Here is a 25,084-nt window from a genome sequence, read left to right as displayed (position 1 = left end):
TACTGGCGAGTAGAACCCACTGGAAGGGCACAGATGCGAGAGTTCGAAGTTCCGGCTTCCTACACCATCCCGGACGATGCGAACAATGCCGACAACGTCTTCCGCTTCGCGCAGGAGACGCCGAACACGGTCTTGTTCAACGTCCCGAACGGCAGCGGCGGCTGGAATGACGTCACGGCAGCACAGTTCGAGAAGGCCGTCCTCGGCGTGGCCAAGGGCCTGATCGCCGCCGGCATCGAGCTGGGCGACCGCGTCGCGATCATGGCAGCCACCCGCTACGAGTGGACGCTGCTGGACTTCGCGATCTGGGCCGCCGGCGGCGTGACCGTCGCGATCTACGACAGCTCGGCCGCCGAGCAGGCCAAGTGGATCCTGCAGGATTCCGAGACCAAGCTGCTGGTCGTCGAGAACGACAAGCACCGCGCCACGATCGACGAGATCGAAGCCGGTTCGCTGCCCGCGCTGGCCGAGACCCTGCAGATCGACAAGGGCGCGATCGATACCCTCGTCGAGCGTGGTGCCGGGCTCGACGACGCCGCCGTGCACGAGCGTCGCAAGCAGGTCGGCGCGGCCTCGCCCGCGACCCTGATCTACACCTCGGGCACCACCGGCCGCCCCAAGGGCGTTCAGCTGACCCACGCGAACCTGTGGGCGGAATCGCGTTCGGGTGGCATCGAGCTCAGCGCGTTCGTCTCCGAGGGCCAGAAGACCCTGCTGTTCCTGCCGCTGGCGCACGTGTTCGCCCGCGCCGTCGCGCTGATCGCCTTCGATTCCAAGGTGACCATCCGCCACAGCTCGGACTGGACCACCCTGGTCGAGCAGTTCGGCGACTTCAAGCCCGACTTCATCCTCTCGGTGCCGCGCGTGTTCGAGAAGGTGTTCAACTCCGCCAAGCAGAAGGCGCACGACGGCGGCAAGGGCAAGATCTTCGACGCCGCCGCGGAGACCGCCATCGCCTACAGCACGGCGCTCGAGACCAAGGGCGGCCCCGACCTGCTGCTCAAGGTCAAGCACTTCGTGTTCGACAAGCTGGTCTACAGCAAGCTGCGCGCGGCCCTCGGCGGCCAGTGCCTGGCCGCTGTCTCCGGTGGCGGCCCGCTGGGCGCGCGTCTGGGCCACTTCTTCCGCGGTGCTGGCGTGACGATCTACGAGGGCTACGGCCTGACCGAGACCACCGCCGCGTTCACCGTGAACACGCCCGCGTTCATCCGGGTCGGCTCGGTGGGTCGCCCGATCCAGGGCCACGCGGCCAAGATCGCCGAGGACGGCGAGCTGCTGCTCAAGGGCTCGGTCGTGTTCGACGGTTACTGGGGCAACGCCGAGGCCACCGAGGAGGCGTTCGAGGACGGCTGGTTCAAGACCGGCGACCTGGGCGCCATCGACGCCGACGGCTTCGTCACCATCACCGGCCGCAAGAAGGAAATCCTGGTCACCGCGGGCGGCAAGAACGTCTCCCCCGCGATCCTCGAGGACTCGCTGCGCGCGCACCCGCTGATCAGCCAGGTCATGGTCGTCGGTGACGGCCAGCCCTTCATCGGCGCGCTGATCACCCTCGACCCGGAAGCCCTGCCGGGCTGGAAGGATCGCAACGGCGTCGCCGCCGACACCGCGATCGAGACCCTGATCGAGAACCCGGCGCTGGTCGCCGAGGTGCAGGCCGCGATCGACGAGACCAACAAGAAGGTCTCCAAGGCCGAGGCGATCAAGAAGATCCGCATCCTCCCGGTCGACTGGACCCAGGAGGGCGGCGAGCTCACCCCGAAGATGTCGCTCAAGCGCGCCGTCGTCATGAAGCAGTACGCGGGCGAAGTAGACAAGATCTACTCCTGATCCCACACAGACGAGAGGCCGGTTGCGTTCGCGCAACCGGCCTCTCGGCTGTTCAGAACCGTTGCGCCGCGAATTGTGCCGCGGTGATGGTCATTCCGTTGATGCTGTACAGGGTGTGCGAGACGTTGGGCTGGGCGAGCGGGGAACCGTCGCAGATGTTGTCCGAGGGGACACACAGCTCGATGGTCTTGTCCTTGTAGAGCGCGCCGACCGAGACCGCCGGTGCGTCCGCGTCGGCCATGAACCGATCCGACGGTTTGCCGAACAGCGCGACCGCCGCGACGTGCTCTGCCACCTCGGGCGCCATCGGCTGCGGCAGATACATCTCGTACTCCGGCAGCACACCCTCGGGCACACCGACACCGGTCGCGAAACCGGCCAGCGCCGCGCCTTGGGAATATCCGCCGAGGACGATGCGGGCGCCCGGGCAGTTCGCCGCGAGGTATTCGACCCGTCGCTGAGCATCACCGATGCCCTGCACGACGGTGCGGGCGAAGGCCAGCCGGTCGGTGAAGTCGCTGCTGGCCGGGTAGTCGACGCCGTACGAGCCGACCGAGCGTCCGCCCGCGTTCGCGCGCAGCGCTTCGACGAAGGAAATACCGGTCAGACCGAGTTCACCACCCTGCTCGGCGGTCCCGCGAGCGAACACCACCTCGACATCGGAACAGGGCTCGGCGGTAGCGGGATGGGTGGGCGATACCAGGGGAATCGCGGCTGCCAAGAAGACTGCAGACACGAATCGCGAGAAGGAACGTGCTGTCATGCCGCGCAGACTACCGACCGCGACCGTTCACCATCGCCTCGACTCGGCCGGATTCGCCGCCGGGTGAGCGACGGCCCCGACGTTCAGGCCACACTCACCGCCCTGGACCGCAGCATCCGCAGACCCGCGATGCCGATCGCCAGATCGGCCGCGATCTCGAACAGTGCGGCGAACCAGGAGAATCCGGTGACACCGGAGGCGGCAGGCGCGTTGATGAAGCTGTCGCTGAGCGGACCGAACCAGTCCGGAAGCAGGTGCACGATCGTGAAACCGATCGCGCTCGCGAAGCCGATGAACACCGCGGCGCGGGGGGCCGCCGGGTGCCTGCGGAACACGAGGAACACCGTGAACAGGGCGAAGAGGATTTGCAGGGTGCCGAGGGCGTTCACCAGCGATGAGGTGGCGCCCATGCCCCGGCGTAAGTGGTCGGCGCCGTGGACCAGGAGGGCGACGGCGAAGACCGCCGTCGTGGCGCGCAGTGTCGAGTCCGGTGCTGTCTCGGTCATCATGTCTCCTGCCGAGCGGGATCAGTTCTACTACACAGTGTAGTTTTGATGGCCGATCCGCGGGAGGTGTTCGGCCGTCACAAATCGGTCACCGGGGCGATCCGGGCGCGACGTACGCTCTGTGCATGGCGTTCTTGCGGGCGATAGCCGGGATCGTGGCCGCTGCACTGGTACTCGGTGTGGCGGAGTTGGTCGCGGTGTTCACCGGGTCCGGGAGCGCACCCGCCTACGCACTCGGCGCGACGGTGGTCGACCACACCCCCGACGGGGTCAGGGAATGGGCGATCTCGACGTTCGGAACCAGCGACAAGGCCGTGCTGTTCGTGTGCATGGGCATTGTCGCGGTGGTGGTCGCGGGGATAGCGGGATATTTCGAGCGAGCGGCTCGACCGATCGGATCGGTACTGTTCGCGATCTTCGGCGTGGTCGCCGCTGTCGTCGGCGCCGGGAGAGTCGGCGGGTTCGCCGGTGCGCTGCCCGCGCTGATCGGTACCGCCGCTGGAATTCTCGCGTTGCGAGGACTGACCCGGCGGATCGATGACGCATCCGATTCGCGGCGACCGGCGACGGAACCCGCTGCGCCACAACTCGGTGAGGCCACCGCGGCGCCGGAGGTAGGCGGCGAGGACAGCCCGGTCCGCACCGGCGCGTCGATCGCAGGAGCCGGGCGGCGGCGCGTGCTCGGTGGCATCGCGGCGACCGGGGTACTCGCCCTCGGAGCCGGCCTGGCGGGCCGGCTGCTCGGCGGCGCGCGCCATGATGTGACGGCCGAGCGCGAGACCGTCGAATTGCCCAGGGCGACAGCACCGTTGCCAGATCTCCCGCCGGACGCCGATCTCCGGGTACCCGGACTCACCTCGTACATCACCCCGAACAGCGACTTCTACCGGATCGACACCGCGCTGATCGTTCCCCAGGTGTCCACAGACTCCTGGTCCCTGCGCATCCACGGGATGGTCGACCAGGAAATCACTCTCACCTGGGACGACCTGCTTCGCCGCACTCCGGTGGAGCGCCTGGTCACCCTGGCATGTGTCTCCAACCCGATCAACGGCGACCTGATCGGCAACGCCCGCTGGCTCGGCTATCGCCTCGACGAACTCCTGGCCGAAACACGACCGCACCCCGACGCCGACATGGTGCTGTCGCACAGCGAGGACGGCTGGACCGCGGGTTCACCCCTCTCGGTCCTCACGGACGGCCGCGACGCCCTCCTCGCCATCGGCATGAACGGCGAACCCCTCCCGGTCCGGCACGGCTACCCCGCTCGCCTCGTCGTCCCCGGCCTCTACGGGTACGTCTCCGCCACCAAATGGGTCACCGAACTCGAGGTCACCCGCTTCGACAGGGCCACCGCCTACTGGACCCGGCGTGGCTGGTCGGCGCAGGGCCCGATCAAAACCGGCACCCGCATCGACACCCCACGCGGGCGCGGGCGAATCCCGCAGGGCCGCACCGTGATCGCCGGTGTGGCCTGGGCCCAGCATCGCGGCGTCACCGGCGTCGAGGTGCAGGTCGACAACGGCGACTGGCGCCCCGCCCGCCTGTCCACCGAGGTCACCGTCGACACCTGGCGTCAGTGGACCTACGACTGGGAAGCCACCCCCGGCCAGCACACCCTGCGCGCCCGCACCACCGACACCTCCGGTCAGCCACAAACCGCCGTCGAACAAGACGTCGTCCCCGACGGCGCCACCGGCTACCCCACCCTCACCATCCAGGTGAACTGAAACCTGCCCGCCACGTTCGCACGTGACGGGCAGGCGACTCGGCACTCGCGATCAGGCCGAAGCGTCGGCCTTCTCCCGCGTGGGAGCGTTTCCGGCGGACTTGCCGTGGCCGACGAACAGGGCCGAAGCGACGATGCCGATCACCAGGATGGCGGCGGGCAGGATCATCGACTGGGCCAGCGCGGTGCTGAATTCGTCGATGATCTGCGGCGGGAGTGGGCCGGTGGCCGCGCCCTCGCCGACCGGGCCGCCACCGCCGAGGCCGTTGGCGGTCAGACGGGCGGCGATCAGGGCGCTGATCGCGGCGCTACCGAGAACCGAGCCGACCTGACGGGTGGTGTTGTACACACCGGCGCCCGCACCGGCCTGGGCGACCGGCAGATTGTGGGTGGCGGTCGAGGCGAGCGGTGCCCAGATGCAGGCGTTGGCCAGGCCCGCGACGGCGGCGGCGACGAGGAACCAGATGATCGACGAGTCCGGGCTCATGAGCGCGCCGAAGGACGCCACCGATCCGGCGAACAGCACGAATCCGATCGTCGGCAGCAGCCGCGGCGGCAGCTTGTCCGACACCTTGCCGATGAACGGCGCGGTGAAACCGGTGAGGATCGCCATCGGCGCGAAGACCAGCGCCGACATGGTCGGCGTCATCTCGCGCACCGCCTGCAGGTAGAAGTACGAGGGCACCATCATCGAGGTGATCGCGGCGCCCATCGCGGCGATCGCCAAGTTCGACAGCGCGAAATTGCGGTCCCGGAACAGGCTCAGCGGCACCAGCGGTTCGCCCTTGTTGCGGGCCTGGTTGATCACGAACACCACCAGCATCACCACGCCGAAGCCGATCAGCAGCCAGATCCGCAACGACCAGTCCTGCGCATTGCCCTCCTGGATACCGAAAACCAGGGCGAGCATGCCGACACCGCTGAGAATCACACCGACGATGTCGAACTTGTGGTCGCTGGTCGGCAGCGCGGGCACCAGCCACACAGCCAGGCCGAACGCGATGATGCCGACCGGCACGTTGACGAAGAAGATCCATTCCCAGCCGAGGTTGTCGACCAGCACGCCGCCGAGGATGGGTCCGATCAGCGTCGCCAGCCCGGCGACGCCACCCCACAGGCCCATCGCGGCGCCGCGCTTGTCCGGGGCGAAGGTGCGGGTGATCACGGCCATCGTCTGCGGGGTCATCAGCGCGGCGCCGATACCCTGGGCGGCGCGGGCGGCGATCAGCATGCCGATGCTGCCGGACAGGCCGCACCAGAGCGAGGCGGCGGTGAAGATCGCGAGGCCGATCAGGTAGATGTTCTTCGGCCCGAACTTGTCACCGAGCCTGCCGGTGACCAGCAGCGGCACCGCGTAGGTGAGCAGGTAGGCGCTGGTGACCCAGATGACGTTGGAGATGTCGGTGCTGAGGTCGGTCATGATGGCCGGATTGGCGACCGCGACGATCGTCATGTCCAGCAGGATCATGAAGAACCCGACCACCAGCGCGAAGAGCGCTAGCCACGGATTACGTTGGGTGGTCATCGAATTCGTTCCAATCGAGGAGAAGGATTCAGCTTCGGGCGGCCCAGCGGGGCCGGGGCGCGGCGTCGGGGTGATCCCCGGTCGGCCATTCGTGGACGTGATCGTCGGTGATCCGTTCGCCGGTGTCGGGGTCGTACTGCTCCCACGGCACGGCACCGCTGCCGAGTTCGGCGGCGAAGCGTTCGATCCACGTGAGTTCGGCGTGGATGGTGGCGCGAATGTATTCCAGGACAACGAAATACCGGCGCGGGATGGCTCGGCTGCGCGCCCAGTCGAGCAGCACGTCCGTGTCGGCCCGCGACTGAGTCAGGTACTCCACGCGCTCGTCGAGCAATGCGATGACCTGTTCTTGCGGAAGGGTGTGCGCTTCGGCCAACGCCACCCGGAAGATCGGATATTCCTGCACCGGTGTCCGCAGCAGCTCGGCGATCCGTCCCCGCAGCGCGGTCCGCCCGGAATCGGTGATCCGATAGGTGGTTCGCTCGGGCCTGTTCCCGGCCCGGCCGATCCCCTCCGCCGCCACCATCTCGTCGTCGGCCAGCCGGGCCACCACGTGATACAGCGACCCGGGCCGCACCTTGACCAGCAGGTCCTCCCGCCGAGCGATCAGCAGTTGATACATCTCGTACGGATGCATGGGGCGCTCGTCGAGCAACGCGAGCACCGCGATCGCCAACGGCGTCATCACATTCCGCCCGGGCTGCCCCACCCCGCCACCTCCACTCAGCTCTATGTTCCACCACCAAATATTCCAGTAGGAATATACGGAGCGGAACAAAGCTTGGCAAGGGCGCGACCCACCCGACGACGTCACACCGAACACCACTGTTGGCCGCCATCCGGGTTCGCGTCGGGAGTCCGTGCGCGCCGATACCGCGGCGAGTACCGTGCGCGCCGAATCACGGAGGGGAGCAAGACTGCCTGATCGTGGGCATCGTGCGAATCGGCCGGGCCCAAGCCGGGTGGTCCGACGCTGCTTCCTGACCGCCCGTTCTGTGCGACCGTGCGCTACAGGCCGTGGGCGTCCAACCAGGATCTGGCCGCGTCGGCGGGGCTGGTGCCGGATTCGATCTGGTTGATCGACTCGGTCAGACCCTCGGTGGTCAGCTCGCCCGCAACGTAGTTGAGCTTCTTCAGCTGTCGGCGGTCGAAGATGCCGCTGCGGTAGAGGGCGACGATGCTCTGGGAGCGGGCGGCGCCCTCGGGCGCTCCGCCCGGCGCGCGCAGGCGCAGGTCTGTGCCGTCCGCGGCGTCGGAGACCGAAATGCCCTGGGGCAGAGCCGAGTTGACCGCGGCGACCACCTCGTCGGGCGTGCGGGCGGGCGAGGCGGGGTTCCAGCGGTCCACGAGGGCGCCGTTGCGGGCGGGGAGGACCGCGATGCGGCCCGCGTCGAGATCGGCGAGGGGGGTGGCCGATCCGGTCGAGACGGTGGAGTCGGCGCCCGCACGGTCCAGTGCTTGGGAATAGATCTCAGCGAGCAGAACCGATTCCGTCGTCGAATTCCCACCCACCACGACCACCGGGGCGGCGTCGTCGGAGGCGCAGGAAAGAGTGGTGAAAGCGCAGGCTGCGGCCAGGATCGCGGCGGCGGTTCGACGCACGGCGACCGAGTACATGCGGCGACACCAACTTTCCGTATTTGCCGTCAACCCGCGCAATTCGGCCCGACGGCGGGCAGTATGAACTACCAGAATGTACCTGTGGCCCCCGGGTCGCACGCACAGCGCACTGCCCGCCTTTGCCGGAAGGACACCAGTGAAAACCGACTTCGCCTCCTCATCGCCAGGACAACGTCGACCGGCACGCCGCCTCGTGATGCGGGCGGGCCGGGTACTGGTTGCCGCGGTGGCGCTGGCCGCCGCCATGATCGCCTCCGCCTGCGGCAACAACGATCCCCTTGCCGCCAAGGGTGATTGCACCAGCGACGCGTTGATCATCGGGTCGGCCAACTTCCCCGAGTCCGAGACCGTCGCCAACATCTACACCGAGGTGCTGCGGATCAACGGCTTCAAGGTCGACACCAAGTTCGACATCGGCTCGCGCGAGGCCTACATCCCCGCACTGCGCCAGTGCGCGATCTCGCTCATCCCCGAGTACACCGGCAACCTGCTGCAATACCTCGACAAAGACGCCACGGCCACCGCCGCGCCCGAGGTGAACGCCGCGCTCACCACAGCACTCGGCGACGACCTCGCCATCGCGACGCCCGCCCCCGGCGAGGACTCGGACGCGGTGGTCGTCACCCGCGCCACGGCCGACAAGTGGAACTTGAAGTCCATCGCCGACCTCGCGCCGCACTCGGCCGAGGTGAAGTTCGGCGGGATGGCCGAATTCGCCCAGCGCCCTGGCGGACTGCCGGGCTTGAAGAAGAACTACGGCCTCGATATCACCGACGCCAATTTCGTGCCGATCGCCGACGGCGGCGGCCCCGCGACCGTGCGCGCACTGGTCGACGGCCAGGTCACCGCGGCCGACATCTTCACCACGTCGCCGGCGATCGCGCAGAACGACCTGGTCGTGCTGGCCGATCCGAAGCACAATTTCGCCGCGCAGAACGTGGTCCCGCTGTTCAACGCCGCGAAGAAGTCCGACAAGGCCGTCGCCGTGCTCGACGCGGTCTCGGCCAAGCTCACCACCACCGAACTGATCTCGCTGAACACGGCCGTCTCCGGCGACAGCAAGATCGAACCGAAGGCCGCCGCGCTCGCCTGGATCACCGCCCAGGGGCTGAACTCCCCCATCGGCTAGGCGAACCCGCGCCTCGAGGAGAATCGCATTGTCCGACATCGAATTCCGCGGTATCGACAAGACCTATCCGAACGGCACACACGCGGTCCGCGATCTGAACCTGCACATCGACTCGGGATCGTTCACCGTGTTCGTCGGTCCGTCCGGCTGCGGCAAGACCACCTCGATGCGCATGATCAATCGAATGGTCGACCCCAGCGCGGGCACCATCACCGTCGACGGACGCGACATCGCGACGACCGATCCGGTGAAACTGCGCCTCGGTGTCGGGTATGTGATCCAGAGCGGCGGGCTGCTGCCCAACCGCCGGGTGATCGACAATGTGGCGACCGTGCCGATGCTGCTCGGACAGTCACGCAAGGCCGCCCGCGCGGCCGCACTGGAGGTGATGGACCGGGTCGGGCTGGATCGTGATCTGGCGCAGCGGTATCCGGCGCAACTGTCCGGCGGCCAGCAGCAGCGGGTCGGGGTGGCGCGAGCGCTGGCCGCCGACCCGCCGGTGCTGTTGATGGACGAGCCGTTCAGCGCGGTCGACCCGGTGGTACGCGCGGAACTGCAATCGGAGATGCGGCGGCTGCAGTCCGAATTGCACAAGACGATCGTGTTCGTCACCCACGACATCGACGAGGCGATCACACTCGGCGACAAGATCGCGGTGTTCGGGCTCGGCGGGGTGCTCCAGCAGTACGACACGCCGGAACATGTCTTGGCCCAGCCCGCCACGGATTTCGTCGCCGGGTTCGTCGGCAGGGACCGCGGGTATCGCGGACTGTCGTTCCGCAGCGCCGAAGCTGTTGCGCTGGCGCCGATTCGGATGATCGAGCCGGACGGCATCGCCGGATTGCGGCTCACCCAGGGCGAATGGGCACTCGTCGTCGACGAGCTCGGCAAGCCGGGCGGCTGGATCGACGTCACCGGCGTCGAGCGGGTGCGGGCCGGAAAACCGCTGGACTCCAGTGTTTCCGCGGGCGGTTCGCTGTTCACCCCGACCGGCGACCTCCGCCAAGCCCTGGACGCGGCGATCTCCTCGCCCTCGGGAATCGGCGTCGCCGTCGACGAGGCGGGCGCCGTGCGCGGCGGGCTGCTCGCCACCGATGTGCTGACCCAACTCGCCGAACAGCGAGTAGCCGAAGACTCCCGACGCAATCAGGAGTTCTTCGCCCAGGGCACCTCGTGAGATACCTGATCGACAACTTCGCCGACATCATGGCGATCACCCGCACCCACCTGGTGCTGGCACTTGTTCCCTTACTGCTCGGCCTGGTGATCGCGGTCCCGGTCGGCGCACTGGTGCACGGAAACCGCTGGGCCCGGCGGATCACCACCACGACGTCGAGCCTGGCCTACACCATCCCGTCGCTCGCGCTGTTCGTGATCATTCCGCCACTGGTCGGCATCTCGATGATCGACCCGCTCAATGTGATCATCGCGCTCACCGTGTATTCGACCGCGCTGCTGCTGATCGCGGTGCCGATGGCACTGGATACGGTGCCCGACAGCGTGATCGATGCCGCCGACGCGATCGGGTTCGGCCGGATGCGGCGCACCGTCACCGTCGACATGCCGTTGGCGCTACCGGTTTTCACCGCTTCGCTGCGCGTCGTGGTGGTCACCAATATCGCCATGGTGTCGGTCGGCGCGCTGATCGGAGTCGGCGGGCTCGGGAAACTGTTCACCCAGGGCTACCAGCGCGATTACCCCGACCAGATCGTCGCGGGCATCATCGTGACCCTGGTGCTCGCGCTGATCTTCGATCGGCTGGTGTTCCTGCTCGGCACCCTCGCAACCCCGTGGACCAGGGCAGACGCGCGCGTGAGCGGGGCCCGCTCGTGAACCTCTTCGTCGAAGCCTGGAACTATCTGAGCGACAGCGCGAACTGGGGCGGACCCACCGGCATCGAACATCGCCTGCTACAACACCTGTGGTACAGCTTCCTCGCGGTGGCGCTGTCGGCGGTGATCGCGGTGCCGCTCGGCTCGATCATCGGGCACACGCGCCGCGGCAGTGCCGTGATGGTCGGCTTCGCCAATGCCATGCGGGCGCTGCCGACACTGGGTCTGCTCACCTTCCTGGTGCTCGGACTCGGGCTCGGGCTGATCCCGCCGCTGCTGGCGCTGATCACCGTCGGCATCCCACCGCTGCTGGCGGGGGCCTACGCGGGAATCGCGAATGTGCCCGCCGATGTGGTCGACGCCTCGCGGGCGATGGGGATGACCGAACGCCAGATCCTGTTCCGGGTCGAGGTGCCCAACGCGATGCCGGTGCTGCTCGGCGGGTTGCGCGGCGCCACGCTGCAAGTCGTCGCCACCGCGACCATCGCGGCCTATGTCAACCTGGGCGGGCTCGGCCGCTACATCTTCGACGGCATCGGGCTCTACCGATACGACCTCGTCTTGGTCGGCGCGCTGCTGGTCGCGGTGCTGGCGCTGGTGCTCGACGGCCTGCTCGCGGTGGCGGTGTGGGCGAGCACCCCGGGCACCGGCAGGCTCACCCGCGCGGGGACCGACCCCCCGATCTCAGTCGTCGCCGAGTAGCTCCCGCAGGTGCGGGTCGTCGGCCAGCACCTGCTGCATCCTGGCACGTTCCCGGGCACGCTGAGCGTTGGCGTGAATCCACTCCTGCGCCGCCTGCACCATCGCCACATTCACCGAAACGCCCGCGGCCGCCGCGGCCTCCGCGAGCTGTTCGGCGACGTCATCGGGAAGCTGCACGGTGATGGTGGTCATCGTTCGATGATCCCAGATGACACGACAGCGCCCCCGTTCCGTGGGAACGGGGGCGCTGTCCGGGAGAAACTAGGCGACGCCCTCGGCGCGCGCCGCTTCGGCGACGGCCTCGGCCACTGCCGGAGCCACGCGCGGGTCGAGCGGGCTCGGGATGATCTTGTCCACGGCCAGCTCGTCGGCGACGACGCCGAAGATGGCGTTCGCGGCGGCGACCTTCATGCCCTCGGTGATCCGGCGGGCACCGGCGTCGAGCGCACCCTTGAACACGCCGGGGAAGGCGAGCACATTGTTGATCTGGTTCGGGAAGTCGCTGCGGCCCGTCGCCACGATCGCCACGTACTTGGCGGCCACGTCGGGGTGGATCTCCGGGTCCGGGTTGGACATGGCGAACACGATCGCCTCGGGCGCCATCGAGGCGATGAGCTCCTCGGGGATCGTGCCCGCGGACAAACCGAGGAACACATCGGCGCCGGCGAGCGCCTCGGCCGGACCACCGGTCAGGCCACGCGGGTTGGAGCGGGCGGCCAGGTCGGCCTTCACACCGTTGAGGCCGTCGCGACCGGCGCTGACGATGCCCTTCGAGTCGAGCACGACCACATCGGGAACGCCGGCGGCAATCAGGATGTTCGCGCACGCCACACCGGCCGCGCCGGCGCCGGAGACGACAACCTTCAGCCCGGACATGTCACGGCCCTGCACCGCGGCCGCGCCCTTGAGGGCGGCCAGCACCACGATGGCGGTGCCGTGCTGGTCGTCGTGCATGACCGGGCAGTCCAGCGCCTCGATGACGCGACGCTCGATCTCGAAGCAGCGCGGGGCGGAGATGTCTTCCAGGTTCACCGCGCCGAAGCTCGGACGCAGGTGGATCAGCGTCTGGACGATCTCGTCGGGATCGGTGGTGTCGAGCACCAGCGGGATCGAGTTCAGGCCGGCGAACTTCTTGAACAGCGCGGCCTTGCCCTCCATCACGGGCAGCGAGGCGCGCGGGCCGATGTCGCCGAGGCCGAGCACGGCGGTGCCGTCGCTGACCACGACCACGAGCCGGTCGGTCCAGGTGTAGGTCTTGGTGAGCGCGGCGTCCTCGGCGATCGCCCGGCTGACCTGGGCGACACCGGGGGTGTAGGCGATGGACAGGTCGCGCTGGGTCTCGAGGGGGGCGCTGAGCTCGACAGACAGCTTTCCACCGAGGTGACCCGCGAAGATCTCCTCCTGGGTGATCGCAGCGAGGCTCGCTGCGTCATCGGCCTTGGGCGCCGCGGTGGCATTCGGTGCGTCAGTCACAGGTGACACGATTTCACTCCTGCTCGAGTCGGGCTCAACCGGGGGACGGTTACCGCCGGGTATATCGGAACTACGATTTTCTGGGACGCCGGATCGCTACGACACTGATGCGCTACGACGCTCATCGGGTGCGCGTCCGCACGCGTTTCACGGTGGCAACCGGTACACGTGGCGCGGCACTGATCCGCCGAGCGGAACCGGACGGGTGTGTCCGGGCGAGCAAAACGGGTCGACCAACGCTGCGACGGTGCGTCGCACGGCGGAAGGTCACCGATGTTTCCCCGAACCCGGCGGTGGCAAGGGAAGGGAATCCGCAACATTCTGCCAGCACGATGCGTCGATTGCCAAACCGCGTCATGTGTCGAGCGTAGCCGTGTCGAATTGCCGTGGCGTAAGCGAAAACTCGCAGCGCAGCGGGAACATCCGGTGAACTTTCACACCGTGGCGGGGGTGGCCGCGGTGAGCTCGCCACCGAGTGGCTCCGGCCATTCCTCCCGGCGCACCCAGACGTCGTCGAGCCCGCCGCAGCGCAGCCGGACCAGCCAGTCCGAGTGCGCGGCGGGGTGGTCGATGCGGCGGTGGATACCGCGGCTCTCGGTGCGCACGAGCGCGCTGTAGCCCGCCCACCGGGCGACGGCGAGCAGCGCAGCCGCCTGGCGAGCCCGCAGCTGCCCCACCCCGAGGCCACCCAGGTCGAACTGGGCGCCGGGCCACATCGCGTCCAGTTCGGCGATGCTGTCGCCGAGGCTGCCCGCGCTGCGCCGGTAGCTGCGGCGCAGCGGCAGCGTGTGCTCCTGCACCAGGCCGATCACCGACCGCGGGTCGATGTGGGCGTGCGGCCCGAGGCCCGCGCCCGGCACCGGACTCGCACTGCTCGCCCTTTCGTTGGCGACCGCGAACGCGGCGGCGCCCTGCCCCGCCCAGGTGCCCGAGGCCAGCGCCCAGGCCCCGTTGAGGCCGCCGCGGGCGCCGGCCGCTCCGGTGACGATCTGCCGGCCGGTCACATCGCCGGCACCGAACAGGCCGCGGATCGTCGTCGAGCAATCGGTATCGGCGAGGGCCAGCCCGCCGGCGCCACGGATCGTTCCCGCCAGTACCGCCCGCACGGGCACCCGGCCCGCGGCGTCGACCGCGCCGTGCCTGCTCAGCCAGTGCCGGACGGTGTCGGGCACCTCGCTCAACGCCGCGAAGACCCGCCGGCCGTCCGCGATGGCGGTGAGCGCCGCCGGGTACCGGTCGGGCAGTTCGGCGCCCGCTTCGTCGTAGAGGGCAGCGAAATGCACCGACAGCCCGGGCGCGACCGCCGGATGCGGATGGACTCGCGACAGCACCGGCGCCAGTCCGTAGGCACTGGAGAATTCCATCCCGCACAGTTCGGCGCCTGCCTCGGCCGCCATCAGCAGGCCCTCGCCGGTACTCACCTCGGTGCCCGCACCGCCGGACAGGAACGCGCAACCACCGGTGGCGACCACGACCGCGCCTGCCCGGATGACCCACGGCCGAAACTTGTTGTGGCGCTGGACCCCCGCCGCACCGACCACGGTGCCCGCCGGGTCGACCAGCAATTGCAGCGCCGGATGATGATCGAGGATGCGCACGCCCGCCTCCAGCGCGCCGCGCCGGAGCCGGCGCAGGTAGCTCGCGCCGTCGAAGTGCGCGTGGGCCGGGTCGCCGCTCGGATCGGGCACGCGATGGCGGGTGCCCGACCAGGTCTGCAATCGCCGGTGGGTCTCGTCGACCACGCGGTGCAGCCAGGCCCGATCCCCGAGCCCGCCGCCGGAGACGAACATCTCCTCGACCGCCTCCGCGCGGCCCGGACCGGGCGGAATATCCCAGAGCACGGTCGTGCCGTACACGGTGGGACCGCTGGAACCGCAGCGACTCTTGTCGACCAGCACCACCCGCGCGCCCGTCGCCGCGGCCGAGACAGCAGCCCAGAGCCCGGCGGGTCCACCGCCGAGGATCAAGACATCCGTTTCGATGCTGGTCACAAAGAGAAATATTCGGGCACAGTTCACCCGTCCGCAACCATTACGCGGCCGTCAACCCCACCATTGTGTCCAAAGCAATACACCGGCCGTGACCAAGACCGCCGCGGACCCGAACAGCGTGGCCACGCCGCGGCGCCGATCGGCGAAGACCTGCGCGACGACCACCACGACCGCGGCCACGAAATGCCACGCCAGCGATTCCGCGCCCGGCCCGGGAAAATCGCGGCGCGAGCCGATCACCGCCGCGCCGACGACCACGCACAAGAGCACGAGTACCCCACCCGCGACAACGCCGCTGACCGCACGCAACAGCGTCACGGGGCGATCACCGGCGTCCCGCTCGCCTTGTCGATGAGTGCTTCGTACTGATCGGGATCGGTGCCACACGCGCCGATCTCGATGGTCTTGTTGCTGCCGTGATAGTCCGACGAGCCGGTGCGCACCAGGCCCAGTTCTCGCGAAAGCCCGGTCAGTACAAGACGATCGGCTTCGCTGTGATCCGGGTGGTCGATCTCGAGCCCACCGAGGCCGAGCCCGGCCAGCTCCCTGATGTCGTCGAGCGCCAGCAGCCTGCCCCGCTTGCGTGCGCGAGCATGGGCGATCACGCTGACTCCGCCCGCGGCCGCGATCAGCCGCACGGCCCTCGGCAGCGGGGTGTCGGCCTTCTCGGCGTAGTACGGCCCGTGCGGCGCGAGCAGATCGACGAACGCGGCATTCACGCTCTCGACCACGCCCGCCGCGACCAGTGCCTGCGCCAGATGCGGCCTGCCCACCGCCGGACCCGCGGTCGCCATCACATCGACGGGATCGATCGGTAGTCCGTCGGCCGCCATCTTCTCGGCCATCGCCCGCACTCTGGCCACCCGCTCGCCGCGCAGCCGCTCGCGCTCCTCGGCGAAACCGCGGTCGGTGGGGTCGAACAGATACGCCAGCAGGTGCACCGGCACGGGGTAGCCGTCCTCCCCCATGCCCGTGCACGACATCTCCATGCCACGCACCAGGGTGAGTCCCGAGGGGCGGGCAGCCTCGGCCTCGGCCCAGCCACCGGTGGTGTCGTGGTCGGTGATCGCGACGACGTCGAGGCCGGCCGCCGCGGCATGCCGCACCAGTTCGGCGGGGGTGTCGGTGCCGTCGGAGGCGGTGGAATGGGTATGCAGGTCGATGCGCACACCTCAGTCTTACAGTGCGGTGTCGGGTCCCGCGCGTTCCCGGGTGCGCGAGGACGGTGCCCGTAGGATCCACTCGGTGCCCTCATTTCCGCCGATGCCGTCGTTCCACGGGCCCCATCGCGCGACGAAAACTCCGCGACCGCGGGTCCCCGTGCCGACGGCACGAGCGATCGTCGACTGCGGGGTCTACGTCGACGGCGAGCGGCAGCCGGGACATTTCACACCGCAACAGGCACTGACCGCGGCGGAGAAGACCGATGCGGGATTCGTCTGGATCGGCCTGCACGACCCGGACGAGCGGCAGATGAACGACATCGCCTCGATCTTCGACCTGCACCCACTGGCGGTGGAGGACGCGGTGCAGGGCAGGCAACGCCCCAAGCTCGAGCGCTACGGCGACACCCTGTTCCTGGTGATGAGCACGGTCTGTTACGTCGAACACGACATCGACTCGACCAGCGAGATCGTGGAGACCGGCGACATCATGGTCTTCACCGGGCCGCGCTTCGCCGTCACGGTGCGCCACGGCGAGCACACCCACCTGTCCACTGTGCGCCACGAGCTCGAAAAGCAGCCCGAGCAGCTGAAATACGGGCCGACCGCGGTGTTGCACGCCGTCGCCGACCACATCGTCGACACCTACGTCGATGTCACCGAGTCCGTCGGCGTCGACATCGACGAAATGGAAGAGGCGGTGTTCACGCCCGCCTCCAAGATCGGCATCGGCTCGATCTACCAGCTCAAACGCGAAGTGGTGGAATTGCGAAGGGCGGTCGCGCCGCTGGCGGTTCCGCTGGAGCGGCTGGTGAACAACACCGACTTACCGGTGCCGACCGAGATCCGCCGCTATCTGCGCGACGTGGCCGATCACCAGGCCAGCGTCTCCGATCACATCAGCTACTTCGACGAGGCGCTCAGCGGGTTGGTCAATGCCGCGCTGGCCAAGATCAGCGTTCAGCAGAACACCGACATGCGCAAGATCTCGGCCTATGCCGCGATGGCGGCGGTACCCACGATGATCGCGGGCGTTTACGGCATGAACTTCGACCACATGTGGGAGCTGCACCAGGTGTGGGGCTATCCCGTGGTGCTGATCGTGATGGCGGTGCTGTGCGCGGTGCTGTTCCGCAGCTTCCGCCGCAACGGCTGGCTCTAGAGGTTCACCGCACCGCGCTCGGGATCACGCACGTCGATCCCGGCTTCGGCCCAGGCGTCGCGCAATGCCTGGGCGCCACGCACGCGCACCCAGGCGGCCTCGGTCGCGGTCACCGGGGTGACGCTGAGGTAGCGCACCGGGTCGGCCGGGTCCGGCAGCGCGATCGCGGGAATATCGCTCTCGCCGAGCACAACCGCGGTGAACTTCGCGTTGCGCCACAGCGGTTCTCCGAGATCGAGTAGCGCGTCGGCCTGCAGCACAACGCCTTCCACCGCGGGCGAGGCGACCAGCACACCGAGGGATTTGGCCACCCCGACCTGCGGGTCGGCGCTCATCAGCAGCGTCAGGACCAGTTCCGCACGCGGTCCGCGCACCGGGTCGGCCAGCAGATCGGTCGGATCACCCATCGGATGACGGGAACCGCCCAGCGTCGCGTAGTGGACCGCGCCGTCGCCCGGAATACGCAGGATCTCGACGGGTTCCAGCCCGAGGAAGGTCAGCGACGCCGAATCGACCTGTGCGCGTTCGACATCGAAGTGGTCCAGCACCGCGGCGCGAACCGTGTTCTCCACATCCATCGCGCTACAAGGCCAATCGGGCGAGCATGTCGCGGGCTTGTTCGGCGGACTTCGGATCGCACAGCACGTCGTAACGGCCCGCGACCAGCTGCATGGTCGAGGCGAAGTCGCGCTGACCCTTGGTGGCCGCGTACGGGATCGACGTGGTGATGACGCCGAAGACGATGCCGCCGAGCAGACCGACGACGAGCGGGCCGAGCGCACCGCCGGTGGTGGTGAACAGGCTCAGCAACAGACCGAGGAACAGGCCGAGCCAGGCACCCGACACCACGCCGCCGCCGATGACCTTGCCCCACGTGAGCCGGTACAGCACCCGCTCCACCTGCATCAGATCGACACCGACGATGGTCACGTCCTGCACCGGGAACTGCCCGTCGGCCAGGTAGTCGACCGCACGCTGCGCCTCGGCGTAAGTCGGATACGAGCCGACCGGCCAGCCCGACGGCGGCGTCGGCAGCGCCTGCCGCCCGCGATTCGAGTTGCCCAAGGGATTCGTCATAGTCCTATTCTGCTATTCGTCGACCGACTGTGCCGCAGTGAAACGCGCCATTCCACCCCCGCGGGATCAAGCGCCGGTTCTCGTCATCCCCGCGGCGCGCCCCTTGTCGGCGACAACCTGTGCCATCTTGGCGCTCGCTTCGTCGATCATCTCATCCCCCAACATGACAGCGCCACGCGCGCCACCGGCCTCGGAGGTGTGGAAGGCGTAGGTCTCCAAGATCAACTCGGCGCGGTCGTAGTCGGCCTGACGTGGACTGAAGATCTCGTTGGCCGCGTCCACCTGGCCGGGATGCAGTACCCACTTGCCGTCGAAACCCAGCGCGGCCGTGCGAGCAGCGGCCCGGCGGAAGCCGTCGACATCGCGAATCTGCAGGTAGGGACCGTCGATCGCCTGCAGCCCGTGCGCGCGGGCGGCGAGCAGGATCGTCATCAGGATGTGGTGGTAGGCGTCGCCGACGTCGTAGCCTTCCGGCTGCTCGCCCACCACCAACGTGCGCATATTGATACTGGCCATGAAATCGGCGGGCCCGAACACCAGCGTCTGCACGCGCGGGCTCGCGGTGGCGATGGCGTCGATATTGCGCAGTCCGAGCGCGTTCTCGATCTGCGGTTCGATGCCGATCCGGCCGACCTCGAGGCCGCTGGCCTTCTCCACCTGGGTGAGCAGCAGATCGAGCGCCTGCACCTGCCCCGCGTCGGTGACCTTGGGCAACAGGATCGCGTCGAGCCAGCTGCCCGCGCCCTCGACCACGCTGATCACATCGGCGAAGGTCCATTCGGTGGACCAGTCGTTGACCCGCACCACCCGCAACTGCGAACCCCAGCCCGGTTCGTTCAGGGCCGCGACGATATTCGCCCGCGCGGCCGCCTTGGCGCCGGGGGCGACCGCGTCCTCCAGATCGAGGAACACCTCGTCGACCGGCAGCGTCTTCGCCTTCGCGATCATTTTCGGGTTGCTACCCGGCACTGCGAGCACCGAACGACGTGGCTTCATGAGGAGTGCCTCCTGACTGGTGCGGCCGTCCCCGACCGATAGCCTGATGGTCATGGCAACCACCAGGGTGTATGTCGCCCGGCTCGCCGGCCTGACGGTGCTGGGTCCGGACGGGGAGTCTATCGGCCGGGTCCGCGATGTGGTCGTCGCCGTCCGGCACGGACGCCAGCCGCCGCGTGTGCACGGACTCGTCGTCGAATTGCTCACCCGGCGACGCATTTTCGTGCCGATGCTGCGGGTCACCGCGATCGAACCCGGCATGGTCACCCTCAATACCGGGACCGTGAGCCTGCGCCGCTTCGCCCAGCGCCCCGGCGAACGCCTGGCCATGGCCCAGATCCTCGATTCGCCGGTCCGCGTGAACGACCCGGATCTGCCGGACCTGGCCGATATCGACGTGCTCGTCGCCGACCTCGGGATCGAGCAGACCAGGACAAGGGATTGGATCGTCAGCCGGGTCGCGGTACGCGGGCATCGGCGGATCGGGCGCAGGCGCTCGGTGCACGTGGTCGAGTGGTCGCAGGTCGACGGGCTCACCCCGGCCGAGGTGGACCGGCCCGGCCAGGACGTGACCACCCTGCTCACCCAGTTCGAGGGGCTGCGCGCGGCCGACGTGGCGCACCGGTTGCGTGAGCTGCCGGAGAAACGTCGCATCGAGGTGGCGATCGCTCTCGACGACGAACGCCTCGCCGACGTGGTCCAGGAACTGCCCGACGACGACCAGGTCGACCTGCTCGGCCATCTCGAGGTGCGCCGCGCCGCCGACGTGCTCGAGGCGATGGACCCCGACGACGCCGCCGACCTGCTCGGCGAACTGCCCGAAAGCGAAGCCGAATCGCTGCTGGCCCTGATGGATCCCGAGGAATCCGAACCGGTGCGCCGGCTGCTCGCGCACTCCCCCGACACGGCGGGCGGTCTGATGACGCCGAAACCGGTCGTCCTCGGGCCCGCGACGACCGTCGCCGAAGCGCTGGCCCGGGTCCGCGACCCCGACCTCACGCCCGCACTGGCCTCGATGGCCTTCGTCGTGCGACCACCCACGGCCACGCCGACCGGCCGCTACCTGGGCTGTGTGCACATTCAGCAGCTGCTGCGGGAACCGCCCGCGCACCTGGTGGGCGGGATCGTCGACAGTGACCTGGCGCCGCTGTCACCCGACCTGCCGCTGTCGGCGGTGACCCGCTATTTCGCCACCTACAACCTGGTGTGCGGGCCGGTGGTCGACGCGGAGAACCATCTGCTCGGCGCGGTAACCGTCGACGACGTCCTCGATCATCTGCTGCCCGAGGATTGGCGCGAAGAAGAGCCTCCGGCGCTGCAGCAGGTCGAGGCGAGCGGGAGCACGGCATGAGTGAGAAGAATCCGGCGCGGCAACGCTTGGAGACGCCGGTCGGGTCGCGCTTCCGCTTCGACTGGGATTCGGACGCGTTCGCGCAGGCCAGTGAGCGCGTCGCCCGGTTCCTCGGCACCGGGCGCTATCTCGCGATCCAGACGGTGATCGTGATCGTGTGGATCCTGCTCAATGTGTTCGCGGTGGCGCTGCGCTGGGATCCGTACCCGTTCATCCTGCTCAACCTGGCCTTCTCCACCCAGGCCGCCTATGCGGCGCCGCTGATCCTGCTGGCGCAGAACCGGCAGGACAACAGGGACAAGGTCTCGCTCGAAGAGGACCGGACCCGGGCCGCGCAGACCAAGGCCGATACCGAGTTCCTCGCCCGCGAACTCGCCTCGCTGCGGCTGGCGGTGGGCGAGGTCGCCACCCGCGACTATCTGCGGCGTGAACTGGAGGAGATCAAGGACGTGCTCGACCGCATCGATGCGGTCACCACGCCCGACGGCGCGCCGAAGCCGGACAAAAAGCGAAAAGCGGTCCGCAAGAAAACCTCCGGTCAAACGGCCTCTTCCGCCCCGATTTCGCCTGGTGCTCCAGATGTATGACCGGAAATGCTCAACAACTTCCTGACCGGTAGGTAACCTGGATCACGTTGTTCCGGGTGGGCCGGAGGGGGACTCTGCGGCCTGCCGCTTTTCGACGAAAAGGGTGTGGCCGTGCGAATTTCTGCTCCGATAACGATGTCGGCCCTTGTAGTCGCAGGTCTGGTCGCCTCCGGGTCCGGGGTGCACACCAGCGACCCGAGCACCGCGCCGACCGCACCGGAGGCCCTGCTGGCGGCCACGGCGAGCACCGCCGAGGACACACCCGAAACCGATCCGTCCGAGATCGTCGGCCTGCTGCCGGTCGCGCAGGAGGCGCCGCGCCGGTTGCGCGCGCTCAACGCCAACACCGCCGCACCCTTCGCGGGAACCGTTCCGCTGCAAAGCATTTCGCTGCCAACGGGCAGCGGCGCACTCGGCATCCCGGAGATCGTGCTCGCCGCCTACCGCAACGCCGAGCTGGCCATGGAATCCGCGCAGCCGGGCTGCGGGCTCACCTGGAACCTGCTCGCGGGCATCGGCCGGATCGAATCCGGACACGCCAGCAGTGGCCGCACCGACGCCGCCGGTACGACGACGACGCCGATCTTCGGCCCCGCGCTCGACGGCACCCTGCCCGGCAACGAGGTGATCAAAGAAGCCGACGGCGGTTTCGTGCGAGCCCTCGGGCCGATGCAGTTCCTGCCGAGCACCTGGGCGCACTACGCCGCCGACGGCAACGGCGACGGCGCCTCGGACCCGCACAATGTCTTCGACGCGGCGCTGGCCGCGGGCAAGTACCTCTGCTCGGGCGGCATGAACCTGCGCGAGGCGGCCCAGGAGTTGCGGGCGGTGCTGCGCTACAACAACTCGATGTCCTACGCGGCCAACGTGCTGAGCTGGTCGGCGGCATACCGGACCGGTGGCGCGCCGAGTCAGGTGGCCATCTCGCCGGAGATCATCCCACCGGGCAGCGGTCCGCTGGTGGCGCCCAATGTGCTGGCGGCCTCGACCAACACGCCCACGCCCACCACCACGCCCACCCCGACGACGCCCAAGGTCACCACGCCCACACAGGTAATGATCACGCTCCCCGGTCTGCCACCGATCCCCTGCGGGATCTTCTGCCCGGCGCCGGTCGCACCGCCCGAGACCTGCGTGAGCGAACCGCTGCCCGCGCAGATGCCGAACCCGCTCGCACCCGAGCCGCAGCCCGCCGACAAGCCCGCCGAGCAGACCTACGGCGCTGCGGCGCCGAAGGATCCGGCCGCACCCGAGCAGCCGGTGGTCGAGCCCGCCGCGTGTACCCCGGCGACGGTCGCACCCACGGAGACCCCGGCACCCACCACACCGGAGAAGACACCGGAACCGGGTGTCGCCCCGGCCGAGGAGCCCGCACCCGCCGAGCCCGCGCCGGTGGCGCCCACCCAGCAGCCCGGCATCACGCTGCCGTTCGGCATCGTCATCCCGCTGCCGCCCGCCCCCGCACCAGCCCCGTAGAAATCAAACCGAAATACAGATCACGGAGGGGTAACAAAAAGGTCTCGGGTGCGGTAATCTCTTCTCATCCAACACGGTTGAGGAGGGCACCACACAGTGGGTCGTCATCGGAAACAGCCTGCTACGACAGTTCGCCGTAGCTCGCTCATCGCACTGACCGGATTGGTCCCCGCCGGACTGGTAGCCGTGACCGCGGCCGCCACCGAGGCGACCACGGCAACCAACGCAGCTGTCGAGCACGACCTGCTGCCCGGCGCCGAGCCGGAGGCTACGGCCGATCTGGTCTCGTCGCCCCAGGCCGACATCGCCGAGATCGTCCACGCGGAAGCGCGCCAGTCCCCCTCGGCCGCGCCGGTCGTGAAAACCGTTGCACTGCCGGATGATCGCGCGTCCGCCGATCTGCCCGCGGGTCCGCTCGGCATTCCGGGCATCGCCGTTGCCGCCTACCAGACCGCCGAACAGCAACTGGCCGTGGAGAACCCGCACTGCGGGATGTCCTGGTCGCTGCTGGCGGGCATCGGCCGCGTCGAATCCACCCACGCCTACGGCAAGGCCGACGCGCAGGGTAACCCGATCAAGGCGGTCTACGGGCCCGTCCTCGACGGCAGCCTCTCCGGCAACAATGTCATCCACGACACCGACGGCGGCGACCTCGACGGCCTCGGCGGCTACGACCGCGCCATCGGCCCGATGCAGTTCCTGCCCGAGACCTGGCACCGCTACGCCGCCGACGGCAACGCCGACGGCATCGCCGACCCCCAGAACCTCTTCGACGCGGCCCTCACCGCGGGCCGCTACCTGTGCGACGGCGGCCTGAACATGCGCGACCTCTCCCAGCAGTCGAAGGCGATCCTGCGCTACAACAACTCGATGGCCTACGTCGCCAACGTGATGGCGTGGTCGGGTTCCTACTCCAGCGGCCTCGCCCCCAAGCCCCAGGACCTCCCCCGAATCCACTAGGAAGCGGGCCTACCGGCCAGCGACTGTCGTCCCCGGATCGTCGACCGATCCGGGGACGCATAACATCGGGGGTATGTCAGTGATTACGGAAGCGGATGTGCGGGCGGCGCTCGCGAAGGTCGACGACCCGGAGATCCGCAAACCGATCACCGAGTTGGGGATGGTCAAGTCCATCGCCATCGCCGACAGCGGTGACGTGCACATCGAGATCTACCTGACCACCTCCGGGTGCCCGTTGCGGACCGAGATCGTTCAGCGGGTCACCAAGGCCGTCGCGGATGTCAACGGCGCGGGGGCGGTGACCGTCGATCTCGATGTGATGAGCGATGAGCAGCGCACCGAGCTGCGCAAGTCCCTGCGTGGCGATTCGGCCGAGCCGATCATCCCGTTCGCCCAGCCCGGCTCGCTGACCCGCGTCTACGCGGTGGCTTCCGGTAAGGGCGGCGTCGGCAAGTCCAGCGTCACCGCCAACCTCGCCGTGGCGCTGGCCCAGCGTGGACTGTCGGTCGGTGTGCTCGACGCCGATATCTACGGCCACTCCATCCCGCGCATGCTCGGCTCCGACGCCAAGCCCACCCAGGTCGAGCGGATGATCATGCCGCCGGTGGCGCACGACGTGAAGATGATCTCGATCGCGCAGTTCACCCAGGGCAATACCCCCGTGGTGTGGCGTGGTCCGATGCTGCACCGCGCGTTGCAGCAGTTCCTCGCCGACGTGTTCTGGGGCGACCTGGACGTGCTGCTGCTCGACCTGCCGCCCGGCACCGGCGACGTCGCGATCTCCCTCGCCCAGCTCATCCCGAGCGCCGAGATCCTGGTCGTCACCACCCCGCAGATCGCCGCCGCCGAGGTGGCCGAGCGTGCGGGTGCGATCGCCCTGCAGACCCGCCAGCGCATCGCCGGGGTCGTGGAGAACATGTCCTGGCTCGACCTGCCGGATGGTTCACGCATGGAGCTGTACGGCTCCGGCGGCGGCCAGGTCGTCGCCGACCGCCTCACCCGCGCAGTCGGCTCGAATGTGCCGCTGCTCGGCCAGGTCCCGATCGAGCAGGCCCTGCGCGAAGGCGGCGACGACGGCAACCCGATCGTGCTCTCCGACCCGGCGAACCCCGCCGCCGTCGCCCTGCTCGGTATCGCCGACAAACTCGCCGTCCGCAAGCGCGGCCTGGCAGGCATGTCACTGGGAATCGATACCACCCGTCATCTCTGATT

Annotated in this window: 25 protein-coding genes; 12 read left to right on the top strand and 13 right to left on the bottom strand. The window is 68.7% G+C overall.

The features are described 5' to 3' along the window. Positions 1 to 33 precede the first annotated feature (33 nt). Positions 34 to 1,830: an AMP-dependent synthetase/ligase gene (locus ACFVVI_RS28030; protein ID WP_378993418.1), complete on the top strand. Its 1,797-nt coding sequence runs from the start codon at positions 34 to 36 to the stop codon at positions 1,828 to 1,830. A gap of 52 nt (positions 1,831 to 1,882) precedes the next feature. Here ACFVVI_RS28030 and ACFVVI_RS28025 read toward each other — a convergent pair whose 3' ends face one another. After that, positions 1,883 to 2,593, bottom strand: a complete 711-nt coding sequence (locus ACFVVI_RS28025) for a cutinase family protein (RefSeq protein WP_387447506.1) — start codon at positions 2,591 to 2,593, stop codon at positions 1,883 to 1,885. Between the two features lie 83 nt (positions 2,594 to 2,676). Further along, a complete protein-coding gene (locus tag ACFVVI_RS28020; RefSeq protein WP_378993414.1) occupies positions 2,677 to 3,099 on the bottom strand; it encodes a hypothetical protein in 423 nt (140 codons plus the stop codon). A gap of 125 nt (positions 3,100 to 3,224) precedes the next feature. On the opposite strand from ACFVVI_RS28020, the gene ACFVVI_RS28015 reads away from it, so the two are divergent. Then, a complete protein-coding gene (locus ACFVVI_RS28015; RefSeq protein WP_387447505.1) occupies positions 3,225 to 4,829 on the top strand; it encodes a molybdopterin-dependent oxidoreductase in 1,605 nt (534 codons plus the stop codon). A gap of 51 nt (positions 4,830 to 4,880) precedes the next feature. Here the strand turns inward: ACFVVI_RS28015 and ACFVVI_RS28010 are convergent, their stop codons facing one another. The 3 genes from ACFVVI_RS28010 to ACFVVI_RS28000 form a co-directional block, all read right to left on the bottom strand. Then, entirely contained in the window at positions 4,881 to 6,353 is a 1,473-nt protein-coding gene (locus ACFVVI_RS28010) for a DHA2 family efflux MFS transporter permease subunit (protein WP_378993410.1), read from the bottom strand. 28 nt (positions 6,354 to 6,381) lie between these two features. Beyond that, the gene (locus ACFVVI_RS28005) at positions 6,382 to 7,062 is read right to left on the bottom strand and encodes a PadR family transcriptional regulator (protein WP_379314042.1); all 681 of its coding nucleotides are present in this window, start codon (positions 7,060 to 7,062) and stop codon (positions 6,382 to 6,384) included. A gap of 299 nt (positions 7,063 to 7,361) precedes the next feature. Then, positions 7,362 to 7,970, bottom strand: coding sequence for a hypothetical protein (locus ACFVVI_RS28000; protein WP_387447504.1), 609 nt, complete (start codon positions 7,968 to 7,970; stop codon positions 7,362 to 7,364). Between the two features lie 199 nt (positions 7,971 to 8,169). Here ACFVVI_RS28000 and ACFVVI_RS27995 point away from each other — a divergent pair, with 199 nt between their 5' ends. Genes ACFVVI_RS27995 through ACFVVI_RS27980 form a run of 4 tightly spaced genes read left to right on the top strand, consistent with a single transcriptional unit; the run spans position 8,170 to position 11,636 of the window. Next, positions 8,170 to 9,102: an ABC transporter substrate-binding protein gene (locus ACFVVI_RS27995; protein ID WP_378638448.1), complete on the top strand. Its 933-nt coding sequence runs from the start codon at positions 8,170 to 8,172 to the stop codon at positions 9,100 to 9,102. A gap of 28 nt (positions 9,103 to 9,130) precedes the next feature. After that, positions 9,131 to 10,279 carry an ABC transporter ATP-binding protein gene (locus tag ACFVVI_RS27990; RefSeq protein ID WP_387447503.1) on the top strand — a complete coding sequence of 383 codons (1,149 nt, stop codon included), beginning with the start codon at positions 9,131 to 9,133 and terminating at the stop codon, positions 10,277 to 10,279. Continuing rightward, on the top strand, positions 10,276 to 10,935 hold the full coding sequence (locus tag ACFVVI_RS27985) for an ABC transporter permease (RefSeq protein ID WP_378993400.1): 660 nt from the start codon (positions 10,276 to 10,278) through the stop codon (positions 10,933 to 10,935). Before ACFVVI_RS27990 ends, ACFVVI_RS27985 begins: the two co-directional genes overlap by 4 nt. Next, positions 10,932 to 11,636, top strand: coding sequence for an ABC transporter permease (locus ACFVVI_RS27980; RefSeq protein WP_387447502.1), 705 nt, complete (start codon positions 10,932 to 10,934; stop codon positions 11,634 to 11,636). Before ACFVVI_RS27985 ends, ACFVVI_RS27980 begins: the two co-directional genes overlap by 4 nt. Here the strand turns inward: ACFVVI_RS27980 and ACFVVI_RS27975 are convergent. The 5 genes from ACFVVI_RS27975 to ACFVVI_RS27955 form a co-directional block, all read right to left on the bottom strand. Further along, positions 11,619 to 11,828 carry a ribbon-helix-helix protein, CopG family gene (locus ACFVVI_RS27975; RefSeq protein ID WP_387447501.1) on the bottom strand — a complete coding sequence of 70 codons (210 nt, stop codon included), beginning with the start codon at positions 11,826 to 11,828 and terminating at the stop codon, positions 11,619 to 11,621. The two genes, ACFVVI_RS27980 and ACFVVI_RS27975, sit on opposite strands and share 18 nt — an antisense overlap. Before the next feature lie 69 nt (positions 11,829 to 11,897). Beyond that, on the bottom strand, positions 11,898 to 13,118 hold the full coding sequence (locus ACFVVI_RS27970) for an NADP-dependent malic enzyme (RefSeq protein WP_378993394.1): 1,221 nt from the start codon (positions 13,116 to 13,118) through the stop codon (positions 11,898 to 11,900). Between the two features lie 425 nt (positions 13,119 to 13,543). Next, positions 13,544 to 15,100: an FAD-binding protein gene (locus tag ACFVVI_RS27965; RefSeq protein ID WP_378993392.1), complete on the bottom strand. Its 1,557-nt coding sequence runs from the start codon at positions 15,098 to 15,100 to the stop codon at positions 13,544 to 13,546. Between the two features lie 51 nt (positions 15,101 to 15,151). Then, the gene (locus tag ACFVVI_RS27960; protein WP_378993391.1) at positions 15,152 to 15,418 is read right to left on the bottom strand and encodes a hypothetical protein; all 267 of its coding nucleotides are present in this window, start codon (positions 15,416 to 15,418) and stop codon (positions 15,152 to 15,154) included. Next, entirely contained in the window at positions 15,415 to 16,269 is an 855-nt protein-coding gene (locus tag ACFVVI_RS27955) for a PHP domain-containing protein (RefSeq protein WP_378638284.1), read from the bottom strand. Before ACFVVI_RS27955 ends, ACFVVI_RS27960 begins: the two co-directional genes overlap by 4 nt. Positions 16,270 to 16,336: 67 nt before the next feature. On the opposite strand from ACFVVI_RS27955, the gene ACFVVI_RS27950 reads away from it, so the two are divergent. Beyond that, positions 16,337 to 17,425 (top strand): magnesium and cobalt transport protein CorA, encoded by a 1,089-nt coding sequence (locus tag ACFVVI_RS27950; RefSeq protein ID WP_378993566.1) that lies wholly within the window; start codon positions 16,337 to 16,339, stop codon positions 17,423 to 17,425. On the opposite strand, the gene ACFVVI_RS27945 is transcribed toward ACFVVI_RS27950, so the two are convergent. From ACFVVI_RS27945 to ACFVVI_RS27935, 3 genes are all read right to left on the bottom strand, one after another. Next, positions 17,422 to 18,003: a suppressor of fused domain protein gene (locus ACFVVI_RS27945; protein WP_378993390.1), complete on the bottom strand. Its 582-nt coding sequence runs from the start codon at positions 18,001 to 18,003 to the stop codon at positions 17,422 to 17,424. The genes ACFVVI_RS27950 and ACFVVI_RS27945 overlap by 4 nt on opposite strands. 4 nt (positions 18,004 to 18,007) lie before the next feature. Beyond that, positions 18,008 to 18,502 carry a general stress protein gene (locus ACFVVI_RS27940; protein ID WP_056813349.1) on the bottom strand — a complete coding sequence of 165 codons (495 nt, stop codon included), beginning with the start codon at positions 18,500 to 18,502 and terminating at the stop codon, positions 18,008 to 18,010. 66 nt (positions 18,503 to 18,568) lie between these two features. Then, the gene (locus ACFVVI_RS27935; RefSeq protein ID WP_378993388.1) at positions 18,569 to 19,498 is read right to left on the bottom strand and encodes an HpcH/HpaI aldolase/citrate lyase family protein; all 930 of its coding nucleotides are present in this window, start codon (positions 19,496 to 19,498) and stop codon (positions 18,569 to 18,571) included. A gap of 52 nt (positions 19,499 to 19,550) precedes the next feature. Between ACFVVI_RS27935 and ACFVVI_RS27930 the strand changes: the two genes are divergently transcribed. The 5 genes from ACFVVI_RS27930 to ACFVVI_RS27910 all read left to right on the top strand — a co-directional run bounded on the left by ACFVVI_RS27930 (position 19,551) and on the right by ACFVVI_RS27910 (position 25,082). Continuing rightward, positions 19,551 to 20,849, top strand: a complete 1,299-nt coding sequence (locus tag ACFVVI_RS27930; protein ID WP_378993386.1) for a magnesium transporter MgtE N-terminal domain-containing protein — start codon at positions 19,551 to 19,553, stop codon at positions 20,847 to 20,849. Continuing rightward, entirely contained in the window at positions 20,846 to 21,436 is a 591-nt protein-coding gene (locus tag ACFVVI_RS27925) for a DUF1003 domain-containing protein (RefSeq protein WP_378993385.1), read from the top strand. Before ACFVVI_RS27930 ends, ACFVVI_RS27925 begins: the two co-directional genes overlap by 4 nt. Positions 21,437 to 21,547: 111 nt before the next feature. After that, positions 21,548 to 22,912 carry a lytic transglycosylase domain-containing protein gene (locus ACFVVI_RS27920; RefSeq protein WP_378993383.1) on the top strand — a complete coding sequence of 455 codons (1,365 nt, stop codon included), beginning with the start codon at positions 21,548 to 21,550 and terminating at the stop codon, positions 22,910 to 22,912. Positions 22,913 to 23,008: 96 nt separating this feature from the next. Further along, on the top strand, positions 23,009 to 23,872 hold the full coding sequence (locus ACFVVI_RS27915; RefSeq protein ID WP_378993381.1) for a lytic transglycosylase domain-containing protein: 864 nt from the start codon (positions 23,009 to 23,011) through the stop codon (positions 23,870 to 23,872). A gap of 73 nt (positions 23,873 to 23,945) precedes the next feature. Then, positions 23,946 to 25,082 carry an Mrp/NBP35 family ATP-binding protein gene (locus tag ACFVVI_RS27910; RefSeq protein ID WP_378993380.1) on the top strand — a complete coding sequence of 379 codons (1,137 nt, stop codon included), beginning with the start codon at positions 23,946 to 23,948 and terminating at the stop codon, positions 25,080 to 25,082. Positions 25,083 to 25,084 lie beyond the last annotated feature (2 nt).

This window comes from Nocardia sp. NPDC058114 (assembly GCF_042884695.1).
GTDB lineage: Bacteria > Actinomycetota > Actinomycetes > Mycobacteriales > Mycobacteriaceae > Nocardia.
This window is presented reverse-complemented; position numbering and strand designations above follow the sequence as displayed.

Excerpts from the sequence above, each read along its gene's own strand:
- ACFVVI_RS27995 (WP_378638448.1), top strand. The coding sequence starts at position 8,170 with ATGCGGGCGGGCCGGGTACTGGTTGCCGCGGTGGCGCTGGCCGCCGCC.
- ACFVVI_RS28020 (WP_378993414.1), bottom strand. The coding sequence starts at position 3,099 with ATGACCGAGACAGCACCGGACTCGACACTGCGCGCCACGACGGCGGTC.
- ACFVVI_RS27940 (WP_056813349.1), bottom strand. The coding sequence starts at position 18,502 with ATGACGAATCCCTTGGGCAACTCGAATCGCGGGCGGCAGGCGCTGCCG.
- ACFVVI_RS27910 (WP_378993380.1), top strand. The coding sequence starts at position 23,946 with ATGTCAGTGATTACGGAAGCGGATGTGCGGGCGGCGCTCGCGAAGGTC.
- ACFVVI_RS28000 (WP_387447504.1), bottom strand. The coding sequence starts at position 7,970 with ATGTACTCGGTCGCCGTGCGTCGAACCGCCGCCGCGATCCTGGCCGCA.
- ACFVVI_RS27945 (WP_378993390.1), bottom strand. The coding sequence starts at position 18,003 with ATGGATGTGGAGAACACGGTTCGCGCCGCGGTGCTGGACCACTTCGAT.
- ACFVVI_RS27935 (WP_378993388.1), bottom strand. The coding sequence starts at position 19,498 with ATGAAGCCACGTCGTTCGGTGCTCGCAGTGCCGGGTAGCAACCCGAAA.
- ACFVVI_RS27975 (WP_387447501.1), bottom strand. The coding sequence starts at position 11,828 with ATGACCACCATCACCGTGCAGCTTCCCGATGACGTCGCCGAACAGCTC.
- ACFVVI_RS28025 (WP_387447506.1), bottom strand. The coding sequence starts at position 2,593 with ATGACAGCACGTTCCTTCTCGCGATTCGTGTCTGCAGTCTTCTTGGCA.
- ACFVVI_RS27925 (WP_378993385.1), top strand. The coding sequence starts at position 20,846 with ATGAGTGAGAAGAATCCGGCGCGGCAACGCTTGGAGACGCCGGTCGGG.
- ACFVVI_RS28015 (WP_387447505.1), top strand. The coding sequence starts at position 3,225 with ATGGCGTTCTTGCGGGCGATAGCCGGGATCGTGGCCGCTGCACTGGTA.
- ACFVVI_RS27930 (WP_378993386.1), top strand. The coding sequence starts at position 19,551 with ATGGCAACCACCAGGGTGTATGTCGCCCGGCTCGCCGGCCTGACGGTG.
- ACFVVI_RS28010 (WP_378993410.1), bottom strand. The coding sequence starts at position 6,353 with ATGACCACCCAACGTAATCCGTGGCTAGCGCTCTTCGCGCTGGTGGTC.
- ACFVVI_RS28030 (WP_378993418.1), top strand. The coding sequence starts at position 34 with ATGCGAGAGTTCGAAGTTCCGGCTTCCTACACCATCCCGGACGATGCG.